At 68.8% G+C, this 22643-nt stretch carries 12 protein-coding genes; 6 read left to right on the forward strand and 6 right to left on the reverse strand.

Going from position 1 to position 22643, the window contains the following annotated elements; genetic code table 11:
- Nucleotides 1-16: 16 nt before the first annotated feature.
- The 6 genes from KXD96_RS02500 (at nt 17) to KXD96_RS02525 (ending at nt 9988) form a co-directional block, all read left to right on the forward strand.
- Nucleotides 17-3343: an arabinosyltransferase domain-containing protein gene (locus KXD96_RS02500; protein WP_260742710.1), complete on the forward strand. Its 3327-nt coding sequence runs from the start codon at nt 17-19 to the stop codon at nt 3341-3343.
- Nucleotides 3340-6540, forward strand: coding sequence for an arabinosyltransferase domain-containing protein (locus KXD96_RS02505; protein ID WP_260742711.1), 3201 nt, complete (start codon nt 3340-3342; stop codon nt 6538-6540). The genes KXD96_RS02500 and KXD96_RS02505 overlap by 4 nt, the downstream gene beginning before the upstream one ends.
- Nucleotides 6541-6695: 155 nt before the next feature.
- Nucleotides 6696-7202 carry a hypothetical protein gene (locus KXD96_RS02510; RefSeq protein WP_313901614.1) on the forward strand — a complete coding sequence of 169 codons (507 nt, stop codon included), beginning with the start codon at nt 6696-6698 and terminating at the stop codon, nt 7200-7202.
- A gap of 104 nt (nt 7203-7306) precedes the next feature.
- On the forward strand, nt 7307-7774 hold the full coding sequence (locus KXD96_RS02515; RefSeq protein WP_260742712.1) for a hypothetical protein: 468 nt from the start codon (nt 7307-7309) through the stop codon (nt 7772-7774).
- Entirely contained in the window at nt 7771-8205 is a 435-nt protein-coding gene (locus KXD96_RS02520) for an FHA domain-containing protein (RefSeq protein WP_260742713.1), read from the forward strand. The genes KXD96_RS02515 and KXD96_RS02520 overlap by 4 nt, the downstream gene beginning before the upstream one ends.
- 10 nt (nt 8206-8215) lie before the next feature.
- Entirely contained in the window at nt 8216-9988 is a 1773-nt protein-coding gene (locus tag KXD96_RS02525; protein WP_260742715.1) for an acyl-CoA dehydrogenase family protein, read from the forward strand.
- Nucleotides 9989-9997: 9 nt separating this feature from the next.
- Here the strand turns inward: KXD96_RS02525 and KXD96_RS02530 are convergent, their stop codons facing one another.
- The 6 genes from KXD96_RS02530 to KXD96_RS02555 all read right to left on the reverse strand — a co-directional run bounded on the left by KXD96_RS02530 (nt 9998) and on the right by KXD96_RS02555 (nt 22354).
- On the reverse strand, nt 9998-11563 hold the full coding sequence (locus tag KXD96_RS02530; RefSeq protein ID WP_260745177.1) for an acyl-CoA carboxylase subunit beta: 1566 nt from the start codon (nt 11561-11563) through the stop codon (nt 9998-10000).
- Between the two features lie 8 nt (nt 11564-11571).
- Complete coding sequence (gene pks13 / locus KXD96_RS02535) at nt 11572-16857, reverse strand: polyketide synthase Pks13 (RefSeq protein ID WP_396878680.1); 5286 nt, start codon at nt 16855-16857, stop codon at nt 11572-11574.
- A gap of 82 nt (nt 16858-16939) precedes the next feature.
- A complete protein-coding gene (gene fadD32 / locus KXD96_RS02540; protein WP_260742718.1) occupies nt 16940-18838 on the reverse strand; it encodes a long-chain-fatty-acid--AMP ligase FadD32 in 1899 nt (632 codons plus the stop codon).
- A gap of 283 nt (nt 18839-19121) precedes the next feature.
- Nucleotides 19122-20132 (reverse strand): cutinase family protein, encoded by a 1011-nt coding sequence (locus tag KXD96_RS02545; RefSeq protein WP_260742719.1) that lies wholly within the window; start codon nt 20130-20132, stop codon nt 19122-19124.
- Between the two features lie 120 nt (nt 20133-20252).
- Nucleotides 20253-21155, reverse strand: a complete 903-nt coding sequence (locus KXD96_RS02550) for an esterase family protein (protein WP_260745178.1) — start codon at nt 21153-21155, stop codon at nt 20253-20255.
- A 158-nt stretch (nt 21156-21313) separates the two neighbouring features.
- Nucleotides 21314-22354 (reverse strand): esterase family protein, encoded by a 1041-nt coding sequence (locus KXD96_RS02555; RefSeq protein WP_260742720.1) that lies wholly within the window; start codon nt 22352-22354, stop codon nt 21314-21316.
- Nucleotides 22355-22643 lie beyond the last annotated feature (289 nt).

The raw sequence follows: 22643 nt of genomic DNA on the forward strand, positions 1-22643 counted from the left end.
CTTACGATCGAGCCTCGTGCCCCACGACGGTAATCAGCGATCGCAGCGGATCCCGCGGTTGGTGGCCGCCGTCGCGGGGATCGTGGGACTGCTGTTGTGCGCGCTCGTCCCGCTGCTTCCGGTCAAGCAGACCACCGCGACGGTGCTGTGGCCGCAGGGCACCGCCGACGGGCACGTCACCCAGATAACCGCGCCCCTGGTGTCCGGGGCGCCGCGTGCGCTGGACATCTCGATCCCGTGCGCGGCGATCGCCACCCTGCCCGCCAACGGCGGCCTGGTGGTCTCGACCCTGCCCATCGGCGGGATGGACGTCGGCAAGAACGGGCTCTTCGTGCGCGCCGACAGGGACCTGGTGGTCGTCGCTTTCCGCGACACCGTGGCCGTGGCGGCGCCGCGAGCGGCGGTCGCGGGCGGGGCCTGCAGCGTGCTGCACGCCTGGGCCGACGCGGGCGGAGCCGGCGCGGAGTTCGTCGGCATGCCCGGCGCCTCCGGGATGCTGCCCCCGGAAAAGAAGCCCCAGGTCGGCGGGATCTTCACGGACCTGAAGGTGCCCGCCCAGCCCGGGCTGTCGGCCCGCGTCGACATCGATACCCGGTTCATCACCTCCCCCAGCGCCGTCAAGCAGTTCGCCATGGCCGTGGGTGTCCTGGCCGTCCTGGCGGCCGTCATCGCGCTGGCAGCGCTCGACCGTCGCAGTCGAGGCGGGGGCACGCTGGTCAACTGGCAGTCGCCGATCGCCTCGCTGTCCCGGTACCGCCCCCGGGCGCGGTGGCGTTCCTGGCGCCGCGTCGGGCTTGCGACGTGGATCGCCGACGCCGGAGTGATCGCGACGCTGCTGCTCTGGCACGTCATCGGCGCCACCTCATCCGACGACGGCTACAACCTCACCATCGCCCGCGTCGCCCCCAGGGCCGGCTACATCGTCGACTACTACCGCTACTTCGGCACGACGGACGCACCGTTCGACTGGTACCTCGGGGTGCTGTCCAAGCTGGCGTCGGTGAGCACCGCCGGCGTGTGGATGCGGTTGCCCGCCACGCTGGCCGGTATCGCGTGCTGGCTGGTGATCAGCCACTGGATCCTGCGCAGGCTGGGTCCGGGCAGGGGCGGCCTGGCAGCCAACCGGGTGGCGGTGTTCACCGCCGGCGCGGTCTTCCTGGCCGCCTGGCTGCCGTTCAACAACGGGCTGCGGCCCGAGCCGCTGATCGCCCTCGGCGTGCTGATCACCTGGATGCTGGTGGAGCGCGCGATCGCGCTGCAACGCCTGGCGCCGGCCGCCGTCGCGGTCTTCGTCGCCATGCTGACCGCGACGCTGGCCCCGCAGGGCCTGATCGCCGTCGCCGCGCTGCTGACCGGGTCGCGCGCGAACGCCCAGACGATCCGGCGCCGCCGGGCGGCCGACGGGCTCATCGCGCCGCTGGCGGTGCTGGCGGCGTCGCTGTCGCTGATCCTCGTGGTGGTGTTCCGCAGCCAGACCCTGGCCACCGTCGCCGAGTCGGCCCGCATCAAATACAAGGTTGGGCCGACGATCGCCTGGTACCAAGAGTGGCTGCGCTACTACTTCCTCACGGTGGAGTCCAACCCCGACGGGTCAATGTCGCGGCGATTCGCGGTCCTGGTGCTGCTGCTGTGCCTGTTCGGAATGCTGGTGATTCTGCTGCGCCGGGGCCGGATCCCGGGCGTGGCGACCGGCCCGGCCTGGCGGTTGATCGGCACCACCGCGTTCGGCCTGTTGCTGTTGACGTTCACCCCGACGAAGTGGGCGGTGCAGTTCGGCGCCTTCGCCGGGCTGGCCGGGGCGCTGGGTGCGGTCACCGCGTTCGCCCTTGCGCGGATCGGCCTGCACAACCGCCGCAACCTGACGCTGTACGTCACCGCGCTGCTGTTCGTGCTGGCGTGGGCCACCTCCGGCATCAACGGCTGGTTCTACGTCGGCAACTACGGGGTGCCGTGGTACGACATCCAGCCGGTCATCGCGAGCCACCCGGTGACGTCGATGTTCTTGACGCTGTCCATCCTCACCGGCCTGCTGGCCGCTTGGCAGCACTTCCGCATGGACTACGCCGGACACACCGAAGTGAAGGACAACCGGCGTAACCGGGTACTGGCATCGACCCCGCTGCTGGTGGTCGCGAGCATCATGGTCATCGGCGAAGTCGCCTCGCTGACCAAGGGCGCGGTGTTCCGCTACCCGCTCTACACCACCGGCAAGGCCAACCTCGCCGCCCTCGCCTCGGGGCTGTCGCCCACGAGCTGCGCCATGGCCGACGACGTGCTGACCGAGCCCGACCCCAACGCCGGCATGCTGCAGCCGGCGCCCGGGCAGGCCTTCGGCCCCGACGGCCCGCTCGGCGGTGCCAACCCCGTCGGCTTCAAACCCGACGGCGTGGGCGATGACCTCAGGTCCTACCCGGTGGTGACCAAACCGGGGGTGGTCAATTCCGACGCCTCCCCGAACAAGCCCAACGCCGCGATGAGCGACTCGGCGGGCACGGCCGGCGGAAAGGGCCCCGCCGGCGTCAACGGCTCGCACGCGGCGCTGCCGTTCGGCCTCGACCCGGCCCGCACCCCGGTGATGGGCAGCTACGGCGAGAACTCGCTGGCCGCCACCGCGACCTCGGCCTGGTACCAGCTGCCGCCGCGCACCGGCGACCGGCCGATCGTCGTGGTGTCGGCGGCCGGTGCGATCTGGTCGTACAAAGAGGACGGCACCTTCACCTACGGGCAGTCGCTGAAGTTGCAGTGGGGCGTCGCTCGCCCCGACGGCACCACCCAGCCGCTCGCGGAGGTGCAGCCGATCGACATCGGACCCGAGCCGGCGTGGCGCAACCTGCGGTTCCCGCTCACCTGGGCGCCGCCCGAGGCCAACGTGGCGCGCATCGTCGCCTACGACCCGAACCTGAGTTCGGAGCAGTGGTTCGCGTTCACGCCGCCGCGGGTTCCGGTGCTGGAAACCCTGCAGCAACTGATGGGATCGCGCACACCCGTGCTGATGGACATCGCGACCGCCGCGAACTTCCCGTGCCAGCACCCGTTCTCCGAACACCTTGGCGTGGCCGAACTTCCGCAATACCGCATCCTGCCCGATCACAAGCAGACGGCGTCGTCGTCGAACGGGTGGCAGTCCAGCGAGGCCGGCGGACCGTTCCTGGTCGCCCAGGCGATGCTTCGCACCGCGACGGTCTCGACGTATCTGCGTGGCGACTGGTATCGCGACTGGGGATCGGTGGAGCAGTACTTCCGGTTGGTGCCGGCTGATCAGGCGCCGGACGCCGTTATCGAACAGGGTGTGATGACAGTGCACGGCTGGAGCCGGCAGGGACCGATTCGGGCGCTCCCATGAGCGTGACGACGGCCAGCAAGGACGTGCGGGCGACGCGCTGGGTGGCGACCATCGCCGGGCTGATCGGATTCGTATTGTCGGTGGCCACCCCACTGCTACCCGTCGTGCAGACCACCGCGACGCTGAATTGGCCGCAGAACGGCCAGCTGAACAGCGTTACGGCGCCGTTGATTTCGCTGACGCCAGTCGACGTGACGGCAATCGTTCCCTGCGCCGCGGTGCGCGCCCTGCCGCCGGAGGGCGGGGTGGTGCTGAGTACGGCTCCCAAGAAGGGCAAGGACGCCGCGCTGAACGCGTTGTTCGTGGTCGTCAACGCCAAGCGCGTGGACGTCACCGACCGCAATGTGGTGATCGCCAGCGCACCCCGGGACCAGGTGGCGGGCCCGCAATGTCAGCGCATCGAGATCACGTCGACTAAAGCCGGCGCCTTCGCCACCTTCGTCGGGCTGAAAGATGCGGCGGGCAAACCGATCAGCGGTGGCTTCCCCGATCCGAACCTGCGGCCGCAGATCGTGGGGGTGTTCACCGACCTCACCGGGCCCGCCCCACCGGGTTTGAAACTGTCGGCCACCATCGACACCCGGTTCTCCACCACCCCAACGACTTTGAAACTGACCGCGATGGTGCTGGCCATCGTGTCCACCATCGTCGCGCTGGTCGCCTTGTGGCGCCTCGACCAGCTGGACGGTCACCGGATGCGCCGGATCATTCCCGCGAACTGGCGCACCTTTACCCTGGCCGACGTCACAGTGATCTTCGGCTTCCTGCTCTGGCATGTGATCGGGGCGAACTCGTCCGACGACGGCTACATCCTGGGCATGGCCCGGGTCGCCGACCACGCCGGCTACATGTCGAACTACTTCCGCTGGTTCGGCAGCCCGGAGGACCCCTTCGGCTGGTACTACAACCTGCTGGCGTTGATGACCCATGTCAGCGACGCCAGCCTGTGGATGCGGTTGCCCGACCTGATCGCGGGAATCGTGTGCTGGCTGCTGCTCTCGCGTGAGGTGCTGCCACGGTTGGGGCCCGCGGTGGCCTCCAGCAAGGCGGCGAACTGGGCGGCGGGCATGGTCCTGCTGACCGCGTGGATGCCGTTCGACAACGGCCTGCGCCCCGAGCCGATCATCGCCGTCGGTTCGCTGATCACCTACGTGCTGATCGAACGCTCCATGCGCTACAGCCGGCTGACGCCCGCCGCGCTGGCGGTCATCACCGCGGCGTTCACCCTCGGGGTCCAGCCCACCGGATTGATCGCGGTGGCCGCGCTGGTCGCCGGTGGCCGCCCGATCCTGCGCATCCTGGTCCGCCGGCATCGGGTGGTCGGCACCTTGCCGCTGGTGGCGCCGATGCTGGCCGCCGGCACGGTCATCCTGACCGTGGTGTTCGCCGATCAGACGCTGGCAACGGTGTTGGAAGCCACCAGGATTCGCACCGCGATCGGGCCCAGCCAGGCTTGGTACACCGAGAACCTGCGCTATTACTACCTGATTCTGCCCACCGTCGACGGCTCGCTCTCGCGCCGCTTCGGCTTCCTGATCACCGCGCTGTGCCTCTTCACGGCCGTGTTCATCATGTTGCGGCGCAAGCGGATTCCGGGAGTTGCCCGCGGACCGGCGTGGCGGTTGATGGGCGTCATCTTCGGCACCATGTTCTTCCTGATGTTCACGCCGACCAAGTGGGTGCACCACTTCGGGCTGTTCGCGGCGGTAGGCGCAGCGATGGCCGCGCTGACGACGGTGCTGGTGTCGCATGAGGTGCTGCGCTGGTCGCGCAACCGGATGGCGTTCCTGGCGGCGCTGATGTTCGTGTTGGCGCTGTGCTTTGCCACCACCAACGGCTGGTGGTACGTCTCCAGCTATGGCGTGCCGTTCAACAGCAGCATGCCGAAAATCGATGGAATCACGATCAGCACAATATTTTTCGCACTGTTCGCGATCGCCGCGGTGTACGCGGCCTGGTTGCACTTCGCGGATCCCAGCCGCGGCGAGGGCCGGCTGGCGCGGGCGCTGACGGCGGCGCCCATCCCGCTGGCGGCCGGCTTCATGGCGCTGGTGTTCGTGGCCTCGATGGTGGCCGGCATCGTGCGTCAATACCCCACCTACTCCAACGCCTGGGACAACCTGCGCGAGTTCAGCGGAGGCTGCGGCCTGGCCGACGACGTGCTCGTCGAGCCGGACAGCAACGCCGGCTTCATGGCGCCGCTGCCCGACAATTACGGGCCGCTTGGACCGCTGGGTGGGATCAACCCCACAGGATTCACCCCCAACGGCGTACCGGAACGCACTCTGGCCGAAGCGGTTCGGGAGACGTCGGTGCCGCAGCCCGGCACCGACTACGACTGGGACGCACCCCTCAAGCTGAGCACCCCGGGCATCAACGGATCGACGGTGCCGCTGCCCTACGGCCTCAACCCCGATCGGGTTCCGGTGGCGGGCAGCTACACCAGCGGCGCGCAACATCAGAGCAAACTCACCTCGGTGTGGTACCGGCTGCCGAAGGCCGATGACGGGCATCCGCTGGTGGTGGTGACGGCCGCGGGCACGATCACCGGAAACAGCATCCTGCACCACCACACCAGCGGGCAGACCGTGGAATTGGAATTCGGCAGGCCCGGCCCCGGCGGCTCCGTGCAGCCGGCCGGCAGGCTCGTGCCCTACGACCTGTACGGGGAGCAGCCCAAGGTGTGGCGCAACCTTCGCTTCCCGCGCTCCCAGATGCCCGCCGATACGGTCGCGGTGCGGGTACTCGCCGAGGACCTGTCCCTGACGCCGGACGACTGGATCGCGCTGACCCCGCCGCGTGTGCCGGAACTGCGTTCGTTGCAGGAGTACGTCGGTTCGACACAGCCGGTGCTGATGGACTGGGCGGTCGGGCTCGCCTTCCCGTGCCAGCAGCCGATGCTGCACGTCAACGGCGTCACCGAGATCCCCAAGTTCCGCATCACCCCGGACTACAACGCCAAGAAGCAGGACACCGACACCTGGCAGGACGGCGTCAACGGCGGCCTTTTGGGCATCACCGATCTGCTGCTACGGGCGCACGTGATGTCGACCTACCTGTCTCACGACTGGGGCCGCGACTGGGGATCGCTGCGCAAGTTCGACACCATCGCCGACGCGCGGCCCGCGCGGCTCGACCTCGGCACCGCGACCCGCAGCGGATGGTGGTCGCCGGGCGAGATCCGCATTAAGCCCTAGCGGTTTTATAAAGGGTTTCGCCCCAATTGGTCAGCCGCCAAATAACTGTCCAAATTAACGTTTGAGTAATTGTCGGAATTTGGTTTAAATTTGGCCGGCCCGGGTTAACACCTATTCCGCTGTGATCCACTTCACACGGGGAAACGGGTGGGCCCATGTACACGCTGACACGCTTACGGACCTATGCGGCGGTGATCACGTTGTTGATCACCTCGGCATTGACATTCGGGGCCACCAAGGCCGGCGCCGAAGGCGGCACCACGGTCGTCCTGGATAACTATTTGCGGCGCTGCGATTTCAGCCGCGTGGGCGTCGCTCCCAAGGTGCCGAGCCCGATGCTCGGCACCGGTTCGGCCGTGATCCGTACCACCGGGTCAAGGGCGATCGCCGAAGTGCATCTGTACGACGAGCCGGAGCCGGGCACCCACTTCGACGTCGGGCTCATAGAGATGCCCCGGCCGGCGTCGAGCGGTTGCGGACCGGGTGATCCCGGCACCGCTTTCATCGGCATGGACATCGACGCGGCGGGCAACGGAACGGCGACCGTCCAGGCCCCCATCCGGCCCGGCACGACGGGCGTCTGGGTGATTATCGAGCGGGCCAATGCAAACTCGCAGAATCCGGCGGAGTTTTACACCTCCGAGTTCGTGGCGCCGGTATAACCTCCTCCCGCGGGCAGTGCCATAAGTCCCTATCCCGGCGCCACGGTCCGGTGCTCCGATTAGAGGGGTCGCCGTGTGATCGGCGCCGGATGAAAGGTACGACCATGAACGCTTTACAACAGCCGCAGGCCAGGACACGCTTTTTCTGCCGCCTGCTCGGCCCCTTCCTCGTCGTCCTCGATGTGACGGCGGTAGCGCGCGCCTCCGACATGCAATCGCTGCTGTCCCAGTTCGAGGCCAATTCGATGTGGACCTTCGTCACCGGCGCCTTCATCTTGCTGTTCGGCCTGACGATCGTTGCCGCTCACCAATATTGGCACGGCGCCGCGGCCGTCATCGTTTCCCTGCTCGGCTGGCTGATCGTGCTGCGCGGTGTGCTGCTGGTGGCCTTTCCCAAGTTCTTCATCTCGCTGGCCAACGACATGATCGGCGCGCAGGGCTGGTGGATCACGGCGTGCGTCGTCTTCGCCCTGGTCGGTCTGTACCTGACCTACGTCGGTTGGGTTTCGGCACCGGAGCCTCCGGCATCGCACGCGGCAGCTGCCAAGCCAGATCTGCCGCGAGCCGCATGAGCAGCACGGAGTTGACGTCACACCGGCCGCGCGAAGGCTCGGAGGAACGCACCGGCGCCATTGGCAGCGCCACGCCCGCCGAGTTCGACGCGGCCGCCGCGGACGTCGGGGTCGAGGAGACACTGGCGTTGGGTCCGGGTGCGGGCATGCTCGTCGTCAAGCGCGGATCCAACGCCGGCTCACGGTTTGCCTTGACCCAACCCGTCACGTCCGCGGGCCGGCATCCCGAGAGCGACATCTACCTCGACGACATCACCGTCAGCCGCCGGCATGCCGAATTCCGAAGCGAGGGTGGGCAATTCCGCGTCGTCGACGTGGGCAGCATGAACCAGACGTATCTCAACCGCGAGCCCGTCGACTCCGCGGTGCTGGCCAACGGGGACGAAATCCAGATCGGCAGGGTCTGTCTGATTTTCCTCACGGGCGCGTAGCGTCTGTCCCATGAGCGACTACGCCGCAGAGGCGGTGGACAGGCTGCCCTTTTCCACCGAGGAGAAGGCGCAGCGCTACCAGACCGAGAACTACCCAGGGGCCGTGGGTCTCAACTGGTACCTCACCGACCCCACCCTGCAATTCACCATGGCCTACTACCTGCAGCCCGACGAATTGGCGGTCGTGGAGCCGCATCTGGCGCGCATGGGCGAGCTGATGGGCGGCCCGGTCGCGAGGTGGGCGGAGGAGACCGACCACAACCCGCCCCGGCTGGAGCGGTACGACCGCTGGGGACACGACATCAGCCGGGTCGTCATGCCGGCTTCCTTCACGCAATCCAAGCGCGCGGTCCTGGACGCGCAGCAGGCCCTGCGCAACGACGCGCGCGCCGCCGAGGTGAGCTCGGGCCTGGGCATGTTCGCGTCGAACTATCTGCTCAACCAGGCCGACATCGGGCTGGCGTGCGCGCTGGGCACCGGCGGCAGCATGGTCTCGTCACTGGTGGCCGCCTACGCGCCGGCCGACGTGCGAGAGCACGTGCTGGCGAAGTTCGCCTCCGGCGAGTGGGCGGGCGAGACGGCGCAGCTGCTGACCGAACGGACCGGCGGCTCGGACCTGGGTGCGCTGGAGACGACCGCGACGCGCGCCGGTGACGCGTGGATTCTCAACGGCTTCAAGTGGTTTGCGTCTAACTGCGCCGGCGAGGCGTTCGTCGTACTGGCCAAGCCGGAGGGCGCGCCCGACTCGACGCGGGGCGTCGCCAACTTCCTGGTGCTGCGCACCCGACGCGACGGGTCGCGCAACGGCGTGCGCGTGCGTCGCCTCAAGGACAAGCTCGGCACCCGCTCGGTGGCCTCCGGCGAGGTGGAATTCGTTGACGCCGAGGCGTTTCTGCTGTCCGGCGAGCCGACCGGCGAGGCGGGCCCGTCCGACGGCAAGGGGCTGGGCCGCATGATGGAGCTGACCAACGCCGCGCGGCTCGGCATCGCCCTGTTCGGGCTCGGCAACGCGCGCCGCGCCCTGGTCGAGTCGCTGTGTTACGCCCGGCGGCGGCACGCGTTCGGCGGCGCGCTCATCGACAAGCCGCTGATGCGGCGCAAGCTCGCCGAGATGATCGTCGACGTCGAAGCCGCGCAGGCAATGGTTTTCGACGGCACGGGCGCCACCAACCACCGCCAGCCCCGCGGCATGCGGCAGCGCATCGCGGTGCCGGTCACCAAGCTCAAGGCGTGCCGGCTCGGGATCACCGCGGCGTCCGACGCGATCGAAATCCACGGCGGCAACGGCTATATCGAGACCTGGCCGGTCGCCCGGCTGCTGCGCGACGCGCAGGTCAATACCATCTGGGAGGGTCCCGACAACATCCTCTGCCTGGATGTGCGGCGCGGCATCGAGCAGAGCCGCGCGCACGAGGCGTTGCTGGCGCGACTGCGCGACGCGGTGTCGGTGTCCGATGACGAAGACACCACGCGGCTGGTCGCCGGGCGCATCGAGGATCTGGACGCGGCGATCACGGCTTGGTCCAAGCTGGACCGCGACATGGCCGAGGCGCGGCTGTTCCCGCTGGCCCAGTTCATGGGCGACGTGTACGCCGGGGCGTTGCTCACCGAGCAGGCCGCCTGGGAGCGCGCCGCCCGCGGGGGTGAGCGCAAGGCACTGGTCGCCCGGCTCTATGCGCAGCGGTATCTGGCGGACCACGGCGCGCTGCGCGGCATCGACGCCGACAACGACGAGGCGCTGGAGCGGTTCGACGAATTGGCGGACGGCGCGTTGCGCTTGTAGCGCGAGCAACTAGACCGGGATGAGCCCGTGCTTGCGGGCGACGCGGAACCACAGTTGCTTGTCGCGCAGCAGGCGCATCGACTTGCGGATCAACAGCCGGGTGTCGTGCGGGTCGATGACCGCGTCGATGAAGCCGCGCTCGGCCGCGGTCCACGGGATCGCCATGTTGAGGTTGTAGCCCTCGATGAAGTCCTTCTTGATCTGCTGCGCCTCGGGCGTGGTCGGGTCGGGGAACCGCTTCATCAGCAGCTGCGCGGCCCCCTCCGCCCCGATCACGGCGATGCGCGCGGTGGGCCAGGCGAAGTTGAAGTCGGCGGTCAGCTGGCGGGATCCCATCACGGCGTAGGCGCCCCCATAGGACTTGCGGACGGTGATCGTCACCTTCGGCACGTCGGCTTCGACCACCGAGTACAGGAACCGGCCGCCGCGCTTGATGATGCCGTTCTTCTCCTGCTCGGCGCCCGGCAGGAAGCCCGGGGTGTCCACCACGAAGACCAGGGGGATGTTGAACGCGTCGCAGAACCGGATGAACCGTGCCGCCTTGTCGGAGGCCTCGTTGTCGATGGACCCGGCCAGGTACATGGGCTGGTTGGCGATCACTCCGACCGGGTGCCCGTCGACGCGGGCGTAGCCGGTGATGATCGCCGGCCCGTGCTGCGCGGCGACCTCGAGGAAGTCGCCGTCGTCGAAGATGCGCAGCAGGATCTCGTGCATGTCGTAGGCCGCGTTGTCGGAGTCCGGGACGATCGAGTCGAGCTCCAGATCGGTCGGCGTGATCTCCGGCTCGAGCCCGGGGTTGACGATCGGCGGCTTGTCGAAGCAGTTGGACGGCAGGAACGACAGGAAGTCGCGCACGTACTGGAACGCCTCGGCCTCGGAGTCCACCACCTGGTGGATGTTGCCGTAGCGGGCCTGCGCGTCGGAGCCGCCCAGCTCGTCGAGCGTGACGTCCTCGCCGGTCACCTCCCGGATCACGTCCGGACCGGTGACGAAGAAGTAGCCCTGGTCACGCACCGAAACCAGCAGGTCGTCCTGGATCGGCGAATACACCGCTCCCCCAGCGCATTTGCCGAAGATCAGGGAGATCTGCGGCACCAGCCCGGACAGCGCTTCGTGGCGGCGGCCCAGCTCGGCGTACCACGCCAGCGACGTGACCGCGTCCTGGATGCGGGCTCCGCCGGAGTCCTGGATACCGATGATCGGGCAGCCGACCATCGCGCACCACTCCATCAGCCGCGCGACCTTGCGGCCGAACATCTCGCCGACGGTGCCTTGGAACACCGTCTGGTCGTGGGAGAACACCCCGACCGGCCGGCCGTCGATCATGGCGTGCCCGGTGACGCACCCGTCGCCGTAGAGCGCGTTCGGGTCGTTCGGCGTCTTGGCCAGCGCCCCGACCTCCAGAAAGGTGCCGGGGTCGACCAGCGCGTGGATGCGGGCGCGGGCACTGGGGATGCCCCTCTTGTCGCGCTTGGCGACGGCCTTCTCGCCGCCGGGCTCCTTGGCCAGCTCGAGACGGGCGTATAGCTCGGCCAGCTTCTCGGCTGTGCTGTGCTGGATGGGAGCCGGCGCCATCTCCGTCACTACTTGCCTACCTCACTCGCCTGGCTGGTGTCGGCCTCGATCTTGCTGAGCGCCTCGGTCATGTGTGCGCCGACCTTGGCGATGATCGGCTCGTCGATGGCCTGGATGTGCTCGCCACCGATCGGCACCACCTCGAGGTCGGAGACGTACTCGCCCCACCCGCCGTCCGGCTGACGAACCGCATACCGCGGCTCGAACATGATCGCGTCGTCATGGTAGCGATCGGCCATGTAGAGGGTGACATGCCCGTCGTAGGGCTGGATCTCGGCGGTGTCGATGGCCCGGTTATCCAGGTACGACGTGCGCTGGTGCTCGATGATCCCGGCCGGGATCTGCACACCGCTCTGGCTGACCGCCTCGAGCACGAACCGGATCTGGCCCTCGTCGTCGAGCTCCTCGAGCTGCTCGTAGGGGATCTCCGGGATGGTGACGTTGAACGTCTTCTCGGCGAACCTTGCGTAGCGGTCCCAGCGCTTGCGGATCTCCTCCTTGGTCTGCGGGACCTCCTCGCCCGCGCGGACCGCGTCGATGAGACCCACCCAGGCGACGTCCTTACCCAGCCGCTTGAGCCCGATCGCGCAGGCGTAGGCGAGCACACCACCCAGCGACCAACCAGCCAGGATGTAGGGCCCGTCGCCCTGCATCTCGATCAGCTTCGGAATGTATTGCGCTGCGCGCTCTTCGATCGAGCCCTCGACCCGTTCGAAGCCGTACATCGGCGTGTCCGGCGGCAGCCGGTTGAGCAGCGGCTCGTACACGACGGTCGACCCGCCGGCCGGGTGGAACACGAACACCGGCACCTTCGAGCTGCCTTCGGGTCGCGCCCGCAGGGTGCGGACGAACCCGTCGATCACGCCGGCCTCCAGGTACTCCCGCACCTTCTCGGCCAGCGCCTCGATGTTCTCCGACGCCAGCACGTCCTCGACGGTGATCGTGCCCTCGGCGCGCTCGGACAGTCGCTGGGCCATCTTGGCGGCATGCTGGTCGCCCAGCTTGGGCAGCGGGTTGAAGATGCCGCCCGGGGACTTGCCGGTGACGATCGCCCACGTCGCGAACGTCACCCGCTCGGCGGCGTCGCGCGGGGGCACATCGGAGTTGAGCGCCTTGGCGACCGCCTCCTGGTTGAGCGCTTCGGCCGCGCCGGCCAGGTTGGGCTTGGAGCCGTTACTGGCGGGCCCCGACGGGTCCGTGGGCGGCGGCGGGATGGGAACGTCCGAGGCCGGCGGCGGCGGCCCCTGCTGCGTCTCCGGCTCCGCCTGCGGATCGGGCGCCGGCGCCGCCACCGTGGCGGGTGAGGCGCCGCTCATCATCTCGGCCTGCATCCGCGCGATTTCCTCGGCCGACTGCGTCTTCTGGTACTCGTGCAGCTGCTCGACCTCGTCGCGGTGCTCGACCGCGTATTCGATCAGCTTCTCCACGTTGTAGAGGTTGGCGTCGCGCACCGCGGCCAACTGGATCGGTGGCAGGTCGAAGTCGTATTCGACGCGGTTCTTGATCCGCACCGCCATCAGCGAGTCCAGGCCCAGCTCGATCAGCGGGACCTCCCACGGCAGGTCCTCGGGTTCGTAACCCATGGCCGCGCCGACGATCAGGCCCAGGCGCTCGGCGATGGTCTCGCCCGAGTCCGGCGACCACTTGCCCATGCTGGCCGAGAAGTACCGGTTGGTCAGGCTGTCCGTCAGGGTCTCGGCTTCCGGCTCTTCGGCGGGCTCCTCCGCAGCGGCCACCGATCCGTTGGACGCAGCCGTGACCGCCGCGCCCGCGCCGACGGCGGCCGGCAGGGCAACGGCCCCGCCCCCGCCCCGGGTCACCAGTGCGTCGTAGACCAGCGTGAAGGACTCGTCGATGCGGGCGTGCACCTGCACCGAGGCGCCGCCGGGGTGCCGGGTGAGCGTCGTCACCAGCCGGGCGCCGTCGCCGGGCACCGCGCGCTGCTCGGCCGCCGCCAGCTGGGCGTCCGGAAGGACCTGGGCCGCAGCGGCTTTCACCAACGCCGGCAGGTCCGTCAGGCCGCGGGGGTTGTACTCCCAGACGTGGCGGCCGTCCGGCAGCGCGACGTGGTTACCGGGCATGAGCACCGAGCTGCTGCCGTGCGCGAAGTGCACGTCCAGCCAGTGCTCCTTGCGCTTGAACCGGGTCGGCGGGATGTTCGCGTAATCCTGGGGTCCAGCGGCGCGGGTGAACAGCGTCCAGATGTTCAGGTCGTGGCCGTACACGTAGAGCTGCGCCATGGTCGAGATCATCGACTCGACCTCGTCCTGCTTGCGGGCCAGCGTCGGGATCAGCTGCGCGTCGTGCAGCCCGGCCGCGGCCGTGGTCAGGCCCACCTGCATCAGCGCCACCGGGTTGGGCGCCAGCTCGAGGAAGGTGCTGTGGCCGCTGTCGACGGCGTTGCGGACGCCGTGGGTGAAGTAGACGGAATGCCGCAGGCCCTTCTTCCAGTAGTCCACGTCGTGGATCGGCTCGCCGCCGGGCTTGATGTAGCTGCCCTCGTGCACCGTCGAGTAGATCCCGACCGTCGGGCTCATCGGCTTGATGCCCTGCAGTTCGGCGGCGAGCTCACCGAGCAGCGGGTCCATCTGCTGGGTGTGGCTGGCGCCCTTGGTCTGGAACTTACGGGCGAACTTGCCTTCAGATTCCGCCCGGGCGATGATCGCGTCCACCTGCTCGGGCGGGCCGCCGATGACGGTCTGGGTGGGCGCGGCGTAGACGCACACCTCGAGATCCGGGAAGTCGGAGAACACCGTCTTGATCTCGTCGGCGGAGTACTCCACCAGGGCCATCAGCCGGATGTACTCGCCGAACAGCATCGCCTCGCCCTCGCCCATCAGGTGCGAGCGGGAGCAGATCGTGCGGGTGGCGTCGCGCAGCGACAGCCCGCCGGCGAAGTAGGCCGAGGCGGCCTCGCCCAGCGACTGGCCGACCACCGCGGCGGGCTTGGCGCCGTGATGCTTGAGCAGCTCGCCCAGCGCGATCTGGATCGCGAAGATGGTGACCTGGGTGGTTTCGATGCCGTAGTCCTGCGAGTCGTCGAGGATCAGCTCGAGCACCGAGTAGCCCAGCTCGTCCTGGATCAGCGCGTCGACCTTCTCGATCCACTCGGCGAAGACCTCGTTGCGCAGGTACAGGCTTTTGCCCATCTTGCGGTGCTGCGCGCCGAACCCGGCCAGCACCCACACCGGGCCGTTGGTCACCGGCCCGTCGGCGCTGAACACGTTCGGCCGCTGCTTGCCCTCGGCGACCGCGCGCAGGCCCTTGATGGCCTCCTCGTGGTCGTGGGCCAGCACCACCGCGCGCGAGCGGCCGTGGTTGCGCCGCGACAGCGCCCGCCCGATCGATTCCAGCGACGACGCCTGGCCCTCGGGGCTTTCCATCCAGTCCGCCAGCTCGGCGGCCGCGGCCTTCTTGCGCGAGGTCAAGAACGCCGACACGGCGAGCGGGATCAGGGGCGTGGTCGGCTCCGCGGCCTCCTGCGCCGCCAGCTCTTCCAGCGCGATCTCCTTGAGCCGCAACGCCTCGTCGGTGACGCCCGGCAGTTCGTACTCTTCCTCCTGGGGCGCCTCGGCGTCCGGGATGATGTTGCCGAAGTCGTCGAACCGCAGCGCGTGGCTTTCCATCGTGGGGGCCTCAGCCGTTTCCGAGGCCGCTTCGGCGGCGGCCTGCGGCTCGGGTTCCGCCTCGGGCTCACGCTCGATGACGTCGCGTGGCAACACTTCTCGCACCACCAGGTGCGCGTTGGCCCCACCGAAGCCGAAGCTGGACACCCCGGCCAGCGCGTAGCCGCCGTACCGCGGCCAGTCGGTGGGCTGGTCGATCACCTTCAGACGCATCGCGTCGAAGTCGATGTAGGGGCTGGGCCCGGCGAAGTTGATCGACGGCGGCAGCTTGTCGTGCTGCAGGGCCAGCACCACCTTGGCCATGCTGGCCGCCCCGGCCGCCGATTCCAGGTGGCCCACATTGGTTTTCACCGCGCCCAGCAGCGCCGGGCGGTCGGCGGGGCGGCCCCGGCCGACGACGCGGCCCAGCGCCTCCGCCTCGATCGGGTCGCCGAGGACGGTGCCGGTGCCGTGCGCCTCGATGTAGTCGACGGTGCGGGGGTCGATGCCGGCGTCCTTGTAGGCCCGGCGCAGCACGTCGGCCTGCGCGTCCTGGTTGGGCGCGATCAGGCCGTTGGACCGGCCGTCGTGGTTGACCGCGCTGCCCGCGATGACGGCGAGGATCTGGTCGCCGTCGCGGCGGGCGTCGTCGACCCGCTTGAGCACCAGCATGCCGCCGCCCTCGGAGCGGGTGTAGCCGTCGGCGTCCGAGGAGAACGACTTGATCCGGCCATCGGGCGACAGCACCTGGCCGATCTCGTCGAACCCGAGCGTCACCACCGGGGTGATCAGCGCGTTGACACCCCCGGCGACGGCCACGTCACACTCTCCGTTGCGCAGCGCCTGGACCGCCTGGTGGGTGGCCACCAGCGAGCTCGAGCAGGCGGTGTCGACGGCGACCGAGGGGCCGCGGAAGTCGTAGAAGTAGGAGACCCGGTTGGCGATGATCGACGTCGCGGTGCCGGTGATCGCATACGGATGCGCCACGGTCGGGTCGGACACCGCCAAAAAGCTGTAGTCGTTGTTGGAGACGCCGACGTACACGCCGACGGACCCGCCGCGCAGGCTCGACGCCGGGATGCGGGCGTGCTCCAGCGCCTCCCAGGTCAGCTCCAGCGCCATCCGCTGCTGCGGGTCGATGTTGTCGGCTTCGGTCTTGGCCACCGCGAAGAACTCGGAGTCGAAGCCCTTGATGTCCTTCAGGTATCCGCCGCGGGTGCGGGCCGTCGCCAACCGCTCGGCCAGCCGCGGCTCCTCGAGGAACTCCGACCAGCGGCCCTCGGGCAGGTCGGTGATGGCGTCGCGGCCCTCCATCAGCGCCTGCCAGGTTTCGTCCGGGCTGTTCATGTCGCCGGGCAAGCGGGTGGACAGGCCCACGATCGCGATGTCGACGCGCTCGGCCGGGCCGTTGCGCGTCCAGTCCGAAACGTCGTCCCCCGAGGTGTCGAGTTCCGGCTCGCCCTCGATGATCCGGGTGGCCAGCGATTCGATGGTCGGATGCTGGAAGGCCACCGCGACCGACAGGGTGACACCGGTCATGTCCTCGATGTCGGCGGCCATCGCCACGGCATCGCGCGACGACAAGCCGAGCTCCACCATCGGCACCGACTCGTCGATGTCGTCCGGTGACTTCCCGACGGCCCTGCCCACCCAGTTCCGCAGCCATTCGCGCAACTCGGGGACCGTCATGTCGGTCTTCTTCGCGGGGACGTCCCCGCCGGGGTTCTCAGGGTTCTCGGAATGCTCAGTCTCAGCCATAGTTTTCGTGAATTCAGTCTGTTGCGCCTGCGAACGCGGTCGGCGAACCGACACCGCTGCGCAGGCTGCCGTCGAGGTAGGCCGCGCGGCACGCGCGGCGCCCGATCTTGCCGCTGGAGGTCCGCGGAATCGTCCCGGCCTGAACCAGCAGCAGGTCGCGGATGGTGACCCCGTGGCGCACGGCGATGGCCGCGCGGATCTCGTCGGCGATGGGCTGGTAGTCCAGCTTGTGCGTGCCGGGCGCGCGCTCGGCGACGATCACCAGCTGCTCGGAGCTGTCCTCGGGGTCGTACTTGAGGCCGGTGTGCGGGTTGTCGAACACCACCTGCGGCAGCTGGTTGGCCGGAACCGAGAATGCCGCCACGTAGCCGGTGCGCAGCGCGCGGCTGGCTTCCTGCGCCGAGTACTCGAGGTCCTGCGGGTAGTGGTTGCGGCCGTCGATGATGACCAGGTCCTTGATGCGGCCCGCGATGTACAGGTGGCCCTTGTGGTAGGTGCCGTAGTCGCCGGTGCGCACCCACAACCCGTCGTCCTCCGCGCCCTCGGCGTGCGACTGGCTGATCCGCGACTTGAGGATGTTGCGGAAGGTCTCCTGCGTTTCCGCCTCCTTGCCCCAGTAGCCGAGGCCCAGGTTCTTGCCGTGCAGCCAGATCTCGCCGATCTGCCCGTCCGGCAGCTCGCTGGCCGTGTCGGGATCGACGATGACGGCCCACTCGTCGACGCCGATGACGCCCGCCGAGACCTGCGCGACGGCGTTCGGCGCGTCGGCGGCGACCTCGACGAAGCGCTGGTTGTTGAGCTCGTCGCGGTCCACGTGGATGACCGTCGGCGCCTCGTCCATGGGCGTGGTGGACACGAACAGCGTCGCCTCGGCCAGGCCGTAAGACGGCTTGATCGCGGTCTCCCGCAGGCCGTACGGCTGAAACGCCTCGTAGAACTTGCGCATCGACGCCGGGGACACCGGCTCGCTGCCGTTGAGGATCGCCTTGACGTTGCTCAGGTCCAGCGGCGGCTCGCCCTCCTTGGGCACACCGCGCACCGCGGCGTGCTCGAACGCGAAGTTCGGCGCGACGGTGAAGACCTCGCTGTTCGGGTCGTCGTCGGGCTTGCGCGCCATCTCCCGGATCCAGCGGCCGGGGCGGCGCACGAACGCGGCCGGCGTCATGAAGGTGAAGTTGTGGCCGAGCACCGGCGACAGCAGCGCCGTGATCAGGCCCATGTCGTGGAAGAACGGCAGCCAGGACAGGCCGCGGTCGCCCTCTTTGCCTTCCAGCCCGTTGAGCACCTGCAGCACGTTGGTCGGGAGGTTCAGGTGGGTGATCTCGACACCGGTCGGGGTGCGCGTGGAGCCGGACGTGTACTGCAGGTAGGCGATCGTGTTCTCGTCGGCCTCGGGCTCCACCCAGGTGGCGGACACCTCGTTGGGCACCGCGTCGACGGCGATCACGCGGGGCCGCTCCTTGGCCGACCGGGCGCGGATGAACTTGCGGACGCCTTCGGCGGCCTCGGTGGTGGTCAGGATCGTCGAGGGGCTGCAGTCGTCGAGCACCGCGTGCAGACGGCCGACGTGGCCCGGCTCGCCCGGGTCGAACAACGGCACCGCGATCCGGCCGGCGTAGAGCGCGCCGAAGAAGGCGATGAGGTAGTCCAGGTTCTGCGGGCACAGGATGGCGATGCGGTCACCCGGTTGGGTGACCTGCTGCAGCCGCGCCCCTACCGCGCGATTGCGGGCGCTGAAGTCGCGCCACACGATGTCGCGGTACACACCGTCGCGCTCGGTGGAGAAGTCGATGAACCGGTAGGCCAGCTTGTCGCCACGAACCCTTGCCCACTTCTCAACGTGCTTGACCAGGTTGGTGTTGTCGGGGAACCTGATCTTTCCATTCACGATGAACGGGTTGTGGTACGCCATTCCGCTCTCCTGTCACACCTGTTTCAGGCCGGCGCTACGCCGGCGTGTCGTCCTCCGGTCGGCCAGGCCGACGGTTTCCATCTCTACGCGGGCCGGTCGCGCGGCGCCATGGGCGCCAGCCCCTGCTCATCCCAGGCCGGCTGTACCAGGACCGGGTCCGCAACCAAGTCTCTAGCTCTTAATTTCCTCTTAATGTTAAGGGGCGGCCCGCAGCACACCAAATCACAAGGTACCGCTGATCTGGACCGGCAACGGGCTCCTGATGGCTGTGTCCCGCGGCCGGTCATCCATGTTTGGGGTGCGGCGCGTTGGCGATGAGTCCTTGAACCCAGTTCAACGTCCAATCCGTCGCCGGCTGCCCGTCGGCATTCCAGAACTGCGTCGTCGCGTACAACGCGTGGATGGGCTGCCCCGCACCGCCGGCCAGGGTGTTGAGCGTGTTGGGCAGGTTGGCCACGCTGAACGCTTCGTCCGGCGCCGCGCAGATGAGGTCGCCCGGTGCGCAGATCTCGTTGGTCCTGTCGTTGAGCGCCCCGAACCCACCGGGCCGCGCGCCGGTCATGGTCAGGCCGAGCCCGGACAGCACGGGCACTTCTTGCAGGGTGACCTCGGCGCCCTGCCCCGGCGGGTTCGGCCCGATGTCGTTGCCCACCCCGGGCTGGCGGCGACCGTCGGCGATCAATGTCACACCGAGCACCAGGTCGTCGTCGACGGGTCCGCGGCCGTTGCCGATGTCGCTGGCGATGTCACCGGCGATCACCGCGCCCTGGGAGAAGCCCATCAGCACGTAACTGGTCAGCGGGCACTTGGCGTTCATGTCCGTCATCGCCTGGACCGTGGCGCGGGTGCCCTCGGCGCGGCTTTCGTTGTACGACATCTGCGTATCGCCGCTGAGCGGGTTGTGGAACTGCGCGGTGTAGGGCGTGGTGTACTCCTGCACCCTGGAAGCGGGGAACTGCTGGGTGATCGCCGTGGTCACCTTGTGCAGCAACGCGTTCGGGAATTGCAGCGGGTTGCGCGGATCGTCCTGCGGGGCGGACTCCCAGGTACCCGGGACGTTGACCAACTGGACGTCGGGGCACGACGCGTCCTGCGAAACCGGCCGGGGCTTATGCGGGTGCGTCGTCGTCGACGGCGAAGGCAGGACGCCGGGCGGCACCGCGCTGGGCGGCGCCTCTCGCCCGCGCAGCAACATCACCACCGCCACGATGACCAACAACACCACGCCCGCCATGGAAAGCGCGGCCGTCCAGGCGAGGATTCGGTGGCGCTTACGCCGGGCGTTGGTAGCCATTTTCTCCTGCCAGCAGAGTCGGTGGATCGCAGCGAAGCGGTCCTCCCGACCCCTGCCGCACCTTTACACGGTACCGGCTCCCGCGACTGGGTCAGACGGCAGCGACCCGCCTCCGCCGCGCTACCGAATGGCGCCGACGATGTCGCCCGACATGGCCCCCAGTTGTCCCGACCAGGAGCCCCAGCCGTTGTCGCCGCCGGCCGGGAAGTCGAAGTGGCCGTTGTGCCCGCCGTTGCTGCGGTACTGCTGGTAGAACTCCCGGGAGCTGCCCATGGCCGCGCCCGCCTGGCCGATCATGGCGGCGTCGTCACCGCCGGCATTCGTCGGGCTGTAGACCCACACGCGGGTGTTGTTCTGCGCCAGCAGCGAGGCGTGCACGTACGGGTCGTGCCACTTCCACCGGCCCAGCTGCGGGGCGCCCCACATCCCGTTGCCGTCCACGCCGCCGTACTGCTGCAGGCCGGCCAGGATCGCGCCGTTGTAGTTGGTGCTCGACGGATACAGGAACCCGGACAGCGAGCCGGCGAAGCCGAAGCGGTCGGGGTGGAAGGCGGCCAGCGCCATCGCGCCATAGCCACCCTGCGAGGCGCCGACGGCGGCGTGGCCACCGGGCGCCAGGCCCTTGTTGGCGGCCAGCCAGTTGGGCAGCTCGCTGGACAGGAAGGTGTCCCACTGCTTGCTGCCGTCCTGCTCCCAGTTGGTGTACATGCTGTAGGCCCCGCCCGCGGGCGCCACCACCGAGATGCCCTTGCCGCCCAGCGTGTTCATCGCGTTGCCCGCGGTGACCCAGTTGCTGACGTCCGGGCCCGCATTGAAGGCGTCCAGCAGGTAGACCGCGTGCGGGCCGCCCGCCAGGAAGGCCACCGGGATGTCGCGGCCCATCGCCGCCGACGGCACCATCAGGCTCTCGTAGCCGGCCGCCCTCGCTTTTCCGGCCGGTCCGCCCGTCACCGTCACGCCGATCAACCCGATCGCCAACGCGGCCACGGAAAACACCCGAAGAAGCGCCGACAAACCCCGCACGACCCTCATGTCCACCCTCCATCGTCTAGTCGCTGTGCAGCACATTAGCCAGCGCCGTGGTTCCCCCGCCCGCGGGGTAGTGAAACACATCACACACCAAAACCACTGGCGGCGGAAACCCAGAGGGGTTCCCGCCGCCAGTCGCGTCGTTCTTGGGCCTAGGTGCCCTGGCCGTTCCCGGCCTCCGCGGCGGCCGTCGCCGGGCCGGCGCCCGGGGTGGCGCCCAGCGCCGACTGCAGGTCAGGCTTCATCGCCTGTAGCTGCGCGCCCCAGTAGGGCCAGTCGTGGGTGCCGTTGGCGTCGAAGTTCCACACCGCGTTGTTACCGCCGGCGGCTTTGTACGCGTCCTGGAACTTCAGGTTGCTGGTCCGCACGAAGCCCTCGAGGAACTTCGCGGGCAGGTTGTCCCCACCGAGGTCGGACGGCTTGCCGTTACCGCAGTACACCCAGATGCGGGTGTTGTTGGCGACGAGCTTGCCGACCTGCAGCGACGGGTCGTTGCGGGCCCAGGCCGGGTCCTCCTTGGGGCCCCACATGTCGGCGGCCTTGTAGCCACCGGCGTCACCCATGGCCAGGCCGATCAGCGACGGCCCCATCCCCTGAGAAGGGTCCAGCAGTGCGGACAGCGAGCCGGCGTAGACGAACTGGTTCGGGTGGTAGGCGGCCAGGATCAGCGCCGAGGAACCGGCCATCGACAGACCGACCGCCGCGTTGTTGGTCGACCGGACCTGCTTGTTGGCCGACAGGTATGCCGGCAGCTCGCTGGTCAGGAAGGTCTCCCACTTGTAGGTGGTGCAGCCGGCCTTACCGCAGGCGGGCTTGTACCAGTCGGAGTAGAAGCTGGACTGGCCACCGACCGGCATCACCACGGCGATGCCCGACTGGTTGTACCACTCGAACGCCGGGGTGTTGATGTCCCAGCCGTTGTAGTCGTCCTGCGCGCGCATGCCGTCGAGCAGGTACAGCGCCGGCGCGTTGGCGCCACCGCTCTGGAACTGGACCTTGATATCGCGGCCCATCGCCGCGGAAGGAACCTGCAGGTATTCCACCGGCAGACCGGGGCGCGAGAACGCACCAGCGGTCGCCGAGCCCCCCACGGCGCCAATCAGGCCCGAGAGCAGGGCCGCGCCAGCGGCCGCCACCACGAGCCGTCGCGGCATACCAGCCACGGCGCCGCGAAACCTGTCGACAAGCTTCATCCTTGCTTCCTCATCCTTCTCGGCGCGCCCATCATCCGGACGCGTCCATGAATTGGGTCGTACTGCATGCGATCAGGTGCAGCAGTGCCCGTGTAGTCAACCACACCTTTAGCCGCCCAGTCGCATCGAGGCCGCCCGGGAGAGCGTCATTACGCCCCCGCTACCCGATGTTTTCCAGCCCAAACATGGCGCTGCTCACGGCGTTTCCGCATGTGCTTGACCGCTATTGCCCGCTGGTTAAGACCCAAATGTGAAGTTGCTGGCAATGTTTCGCCGGGTCGGGTCGGAT

It is taken from the genome of Mycobacterium sp. SMC-2 (assembly GCF_025263485.1).
Taxonomy (GTDB): domain Bacteria; phylum Actinomycetota; class Actinomycetes; order Mycobacteriales; family Mycobacteriaceae; genus Mycobacterium.

Bases quoted from the DNA above. Each gene is read 5' to 3' on its own strand.
- KXD96_RS02525 (WP_260742715.1), top strand. From the start codon at position 8,216: ATGAGCGACTACGCCGCAGAGGCGGTGGACAGGCTGCCCTTTTCCACC.
- KXD96_RS02530 (WP_260745177.1), bottom strand. From the start codon at position 11,563: ATGGCGCCGGCTCCCATCCAGCACAGCACAGCCGAGAAGCTGGCCGAG.
- KXD96_RS02505 (WP_260742711.1), top strand. From the start codon at position 3,340: ATGAGCGTGACGACGGCCAGCAAGGACGTGCGGGCGACGCGCTGGGTG.
- KXD96_RS02545 (WP_260742719.1), bottom strand. From the start codon at position 20,132: ATGGCTACCAACGCCCGGCGTAAGCGCCACCGAATCCTCGCCTGGACG.
- KXD96_RS02515 (WP_260742712.1), top strand. From the start codon at position 7,307: ATGAACGCTTTACAACAGCCGCAGGCCAGGACACGCTTTTTCTGCCGC.
- pks13 (WP_396878680.1), bottom strand. From the start codon at position 16,857: ATGACGGTCCCCGAGTTGCGCGAATGGCTGCGGAACTGGGTGGGCAGG.
- fadD32 (WP_260742718.1), bottom strand. From the start codon at position 18,838: ATGGCGTACCACAACCCGTTCATCGTGAATGGAAAGATCAGGTTCCCC.
- KXD96_RS02555 (WP_260742720.1), bottom strand. From the start codon at position 22,354: ATGAAGCTTGTCGACAGGTTTCGCGGCGCCGTGGCTGGTATGCCGCGA.
- KXD96_RS02520 (WP_260742713.1), top strand. From the start codon at position 7,771: ATGAGCAGCACGGAGTTGACGTCACACCGGCCGCGCGAAGGCTCGGAG.
- KXD96_RS02510 (WP_313901614.1), top strand. From the start codon at position 6,696: ATGTACACGCTGACACGCTTACGGACCTATGCGGCGGTGATCACGTTG.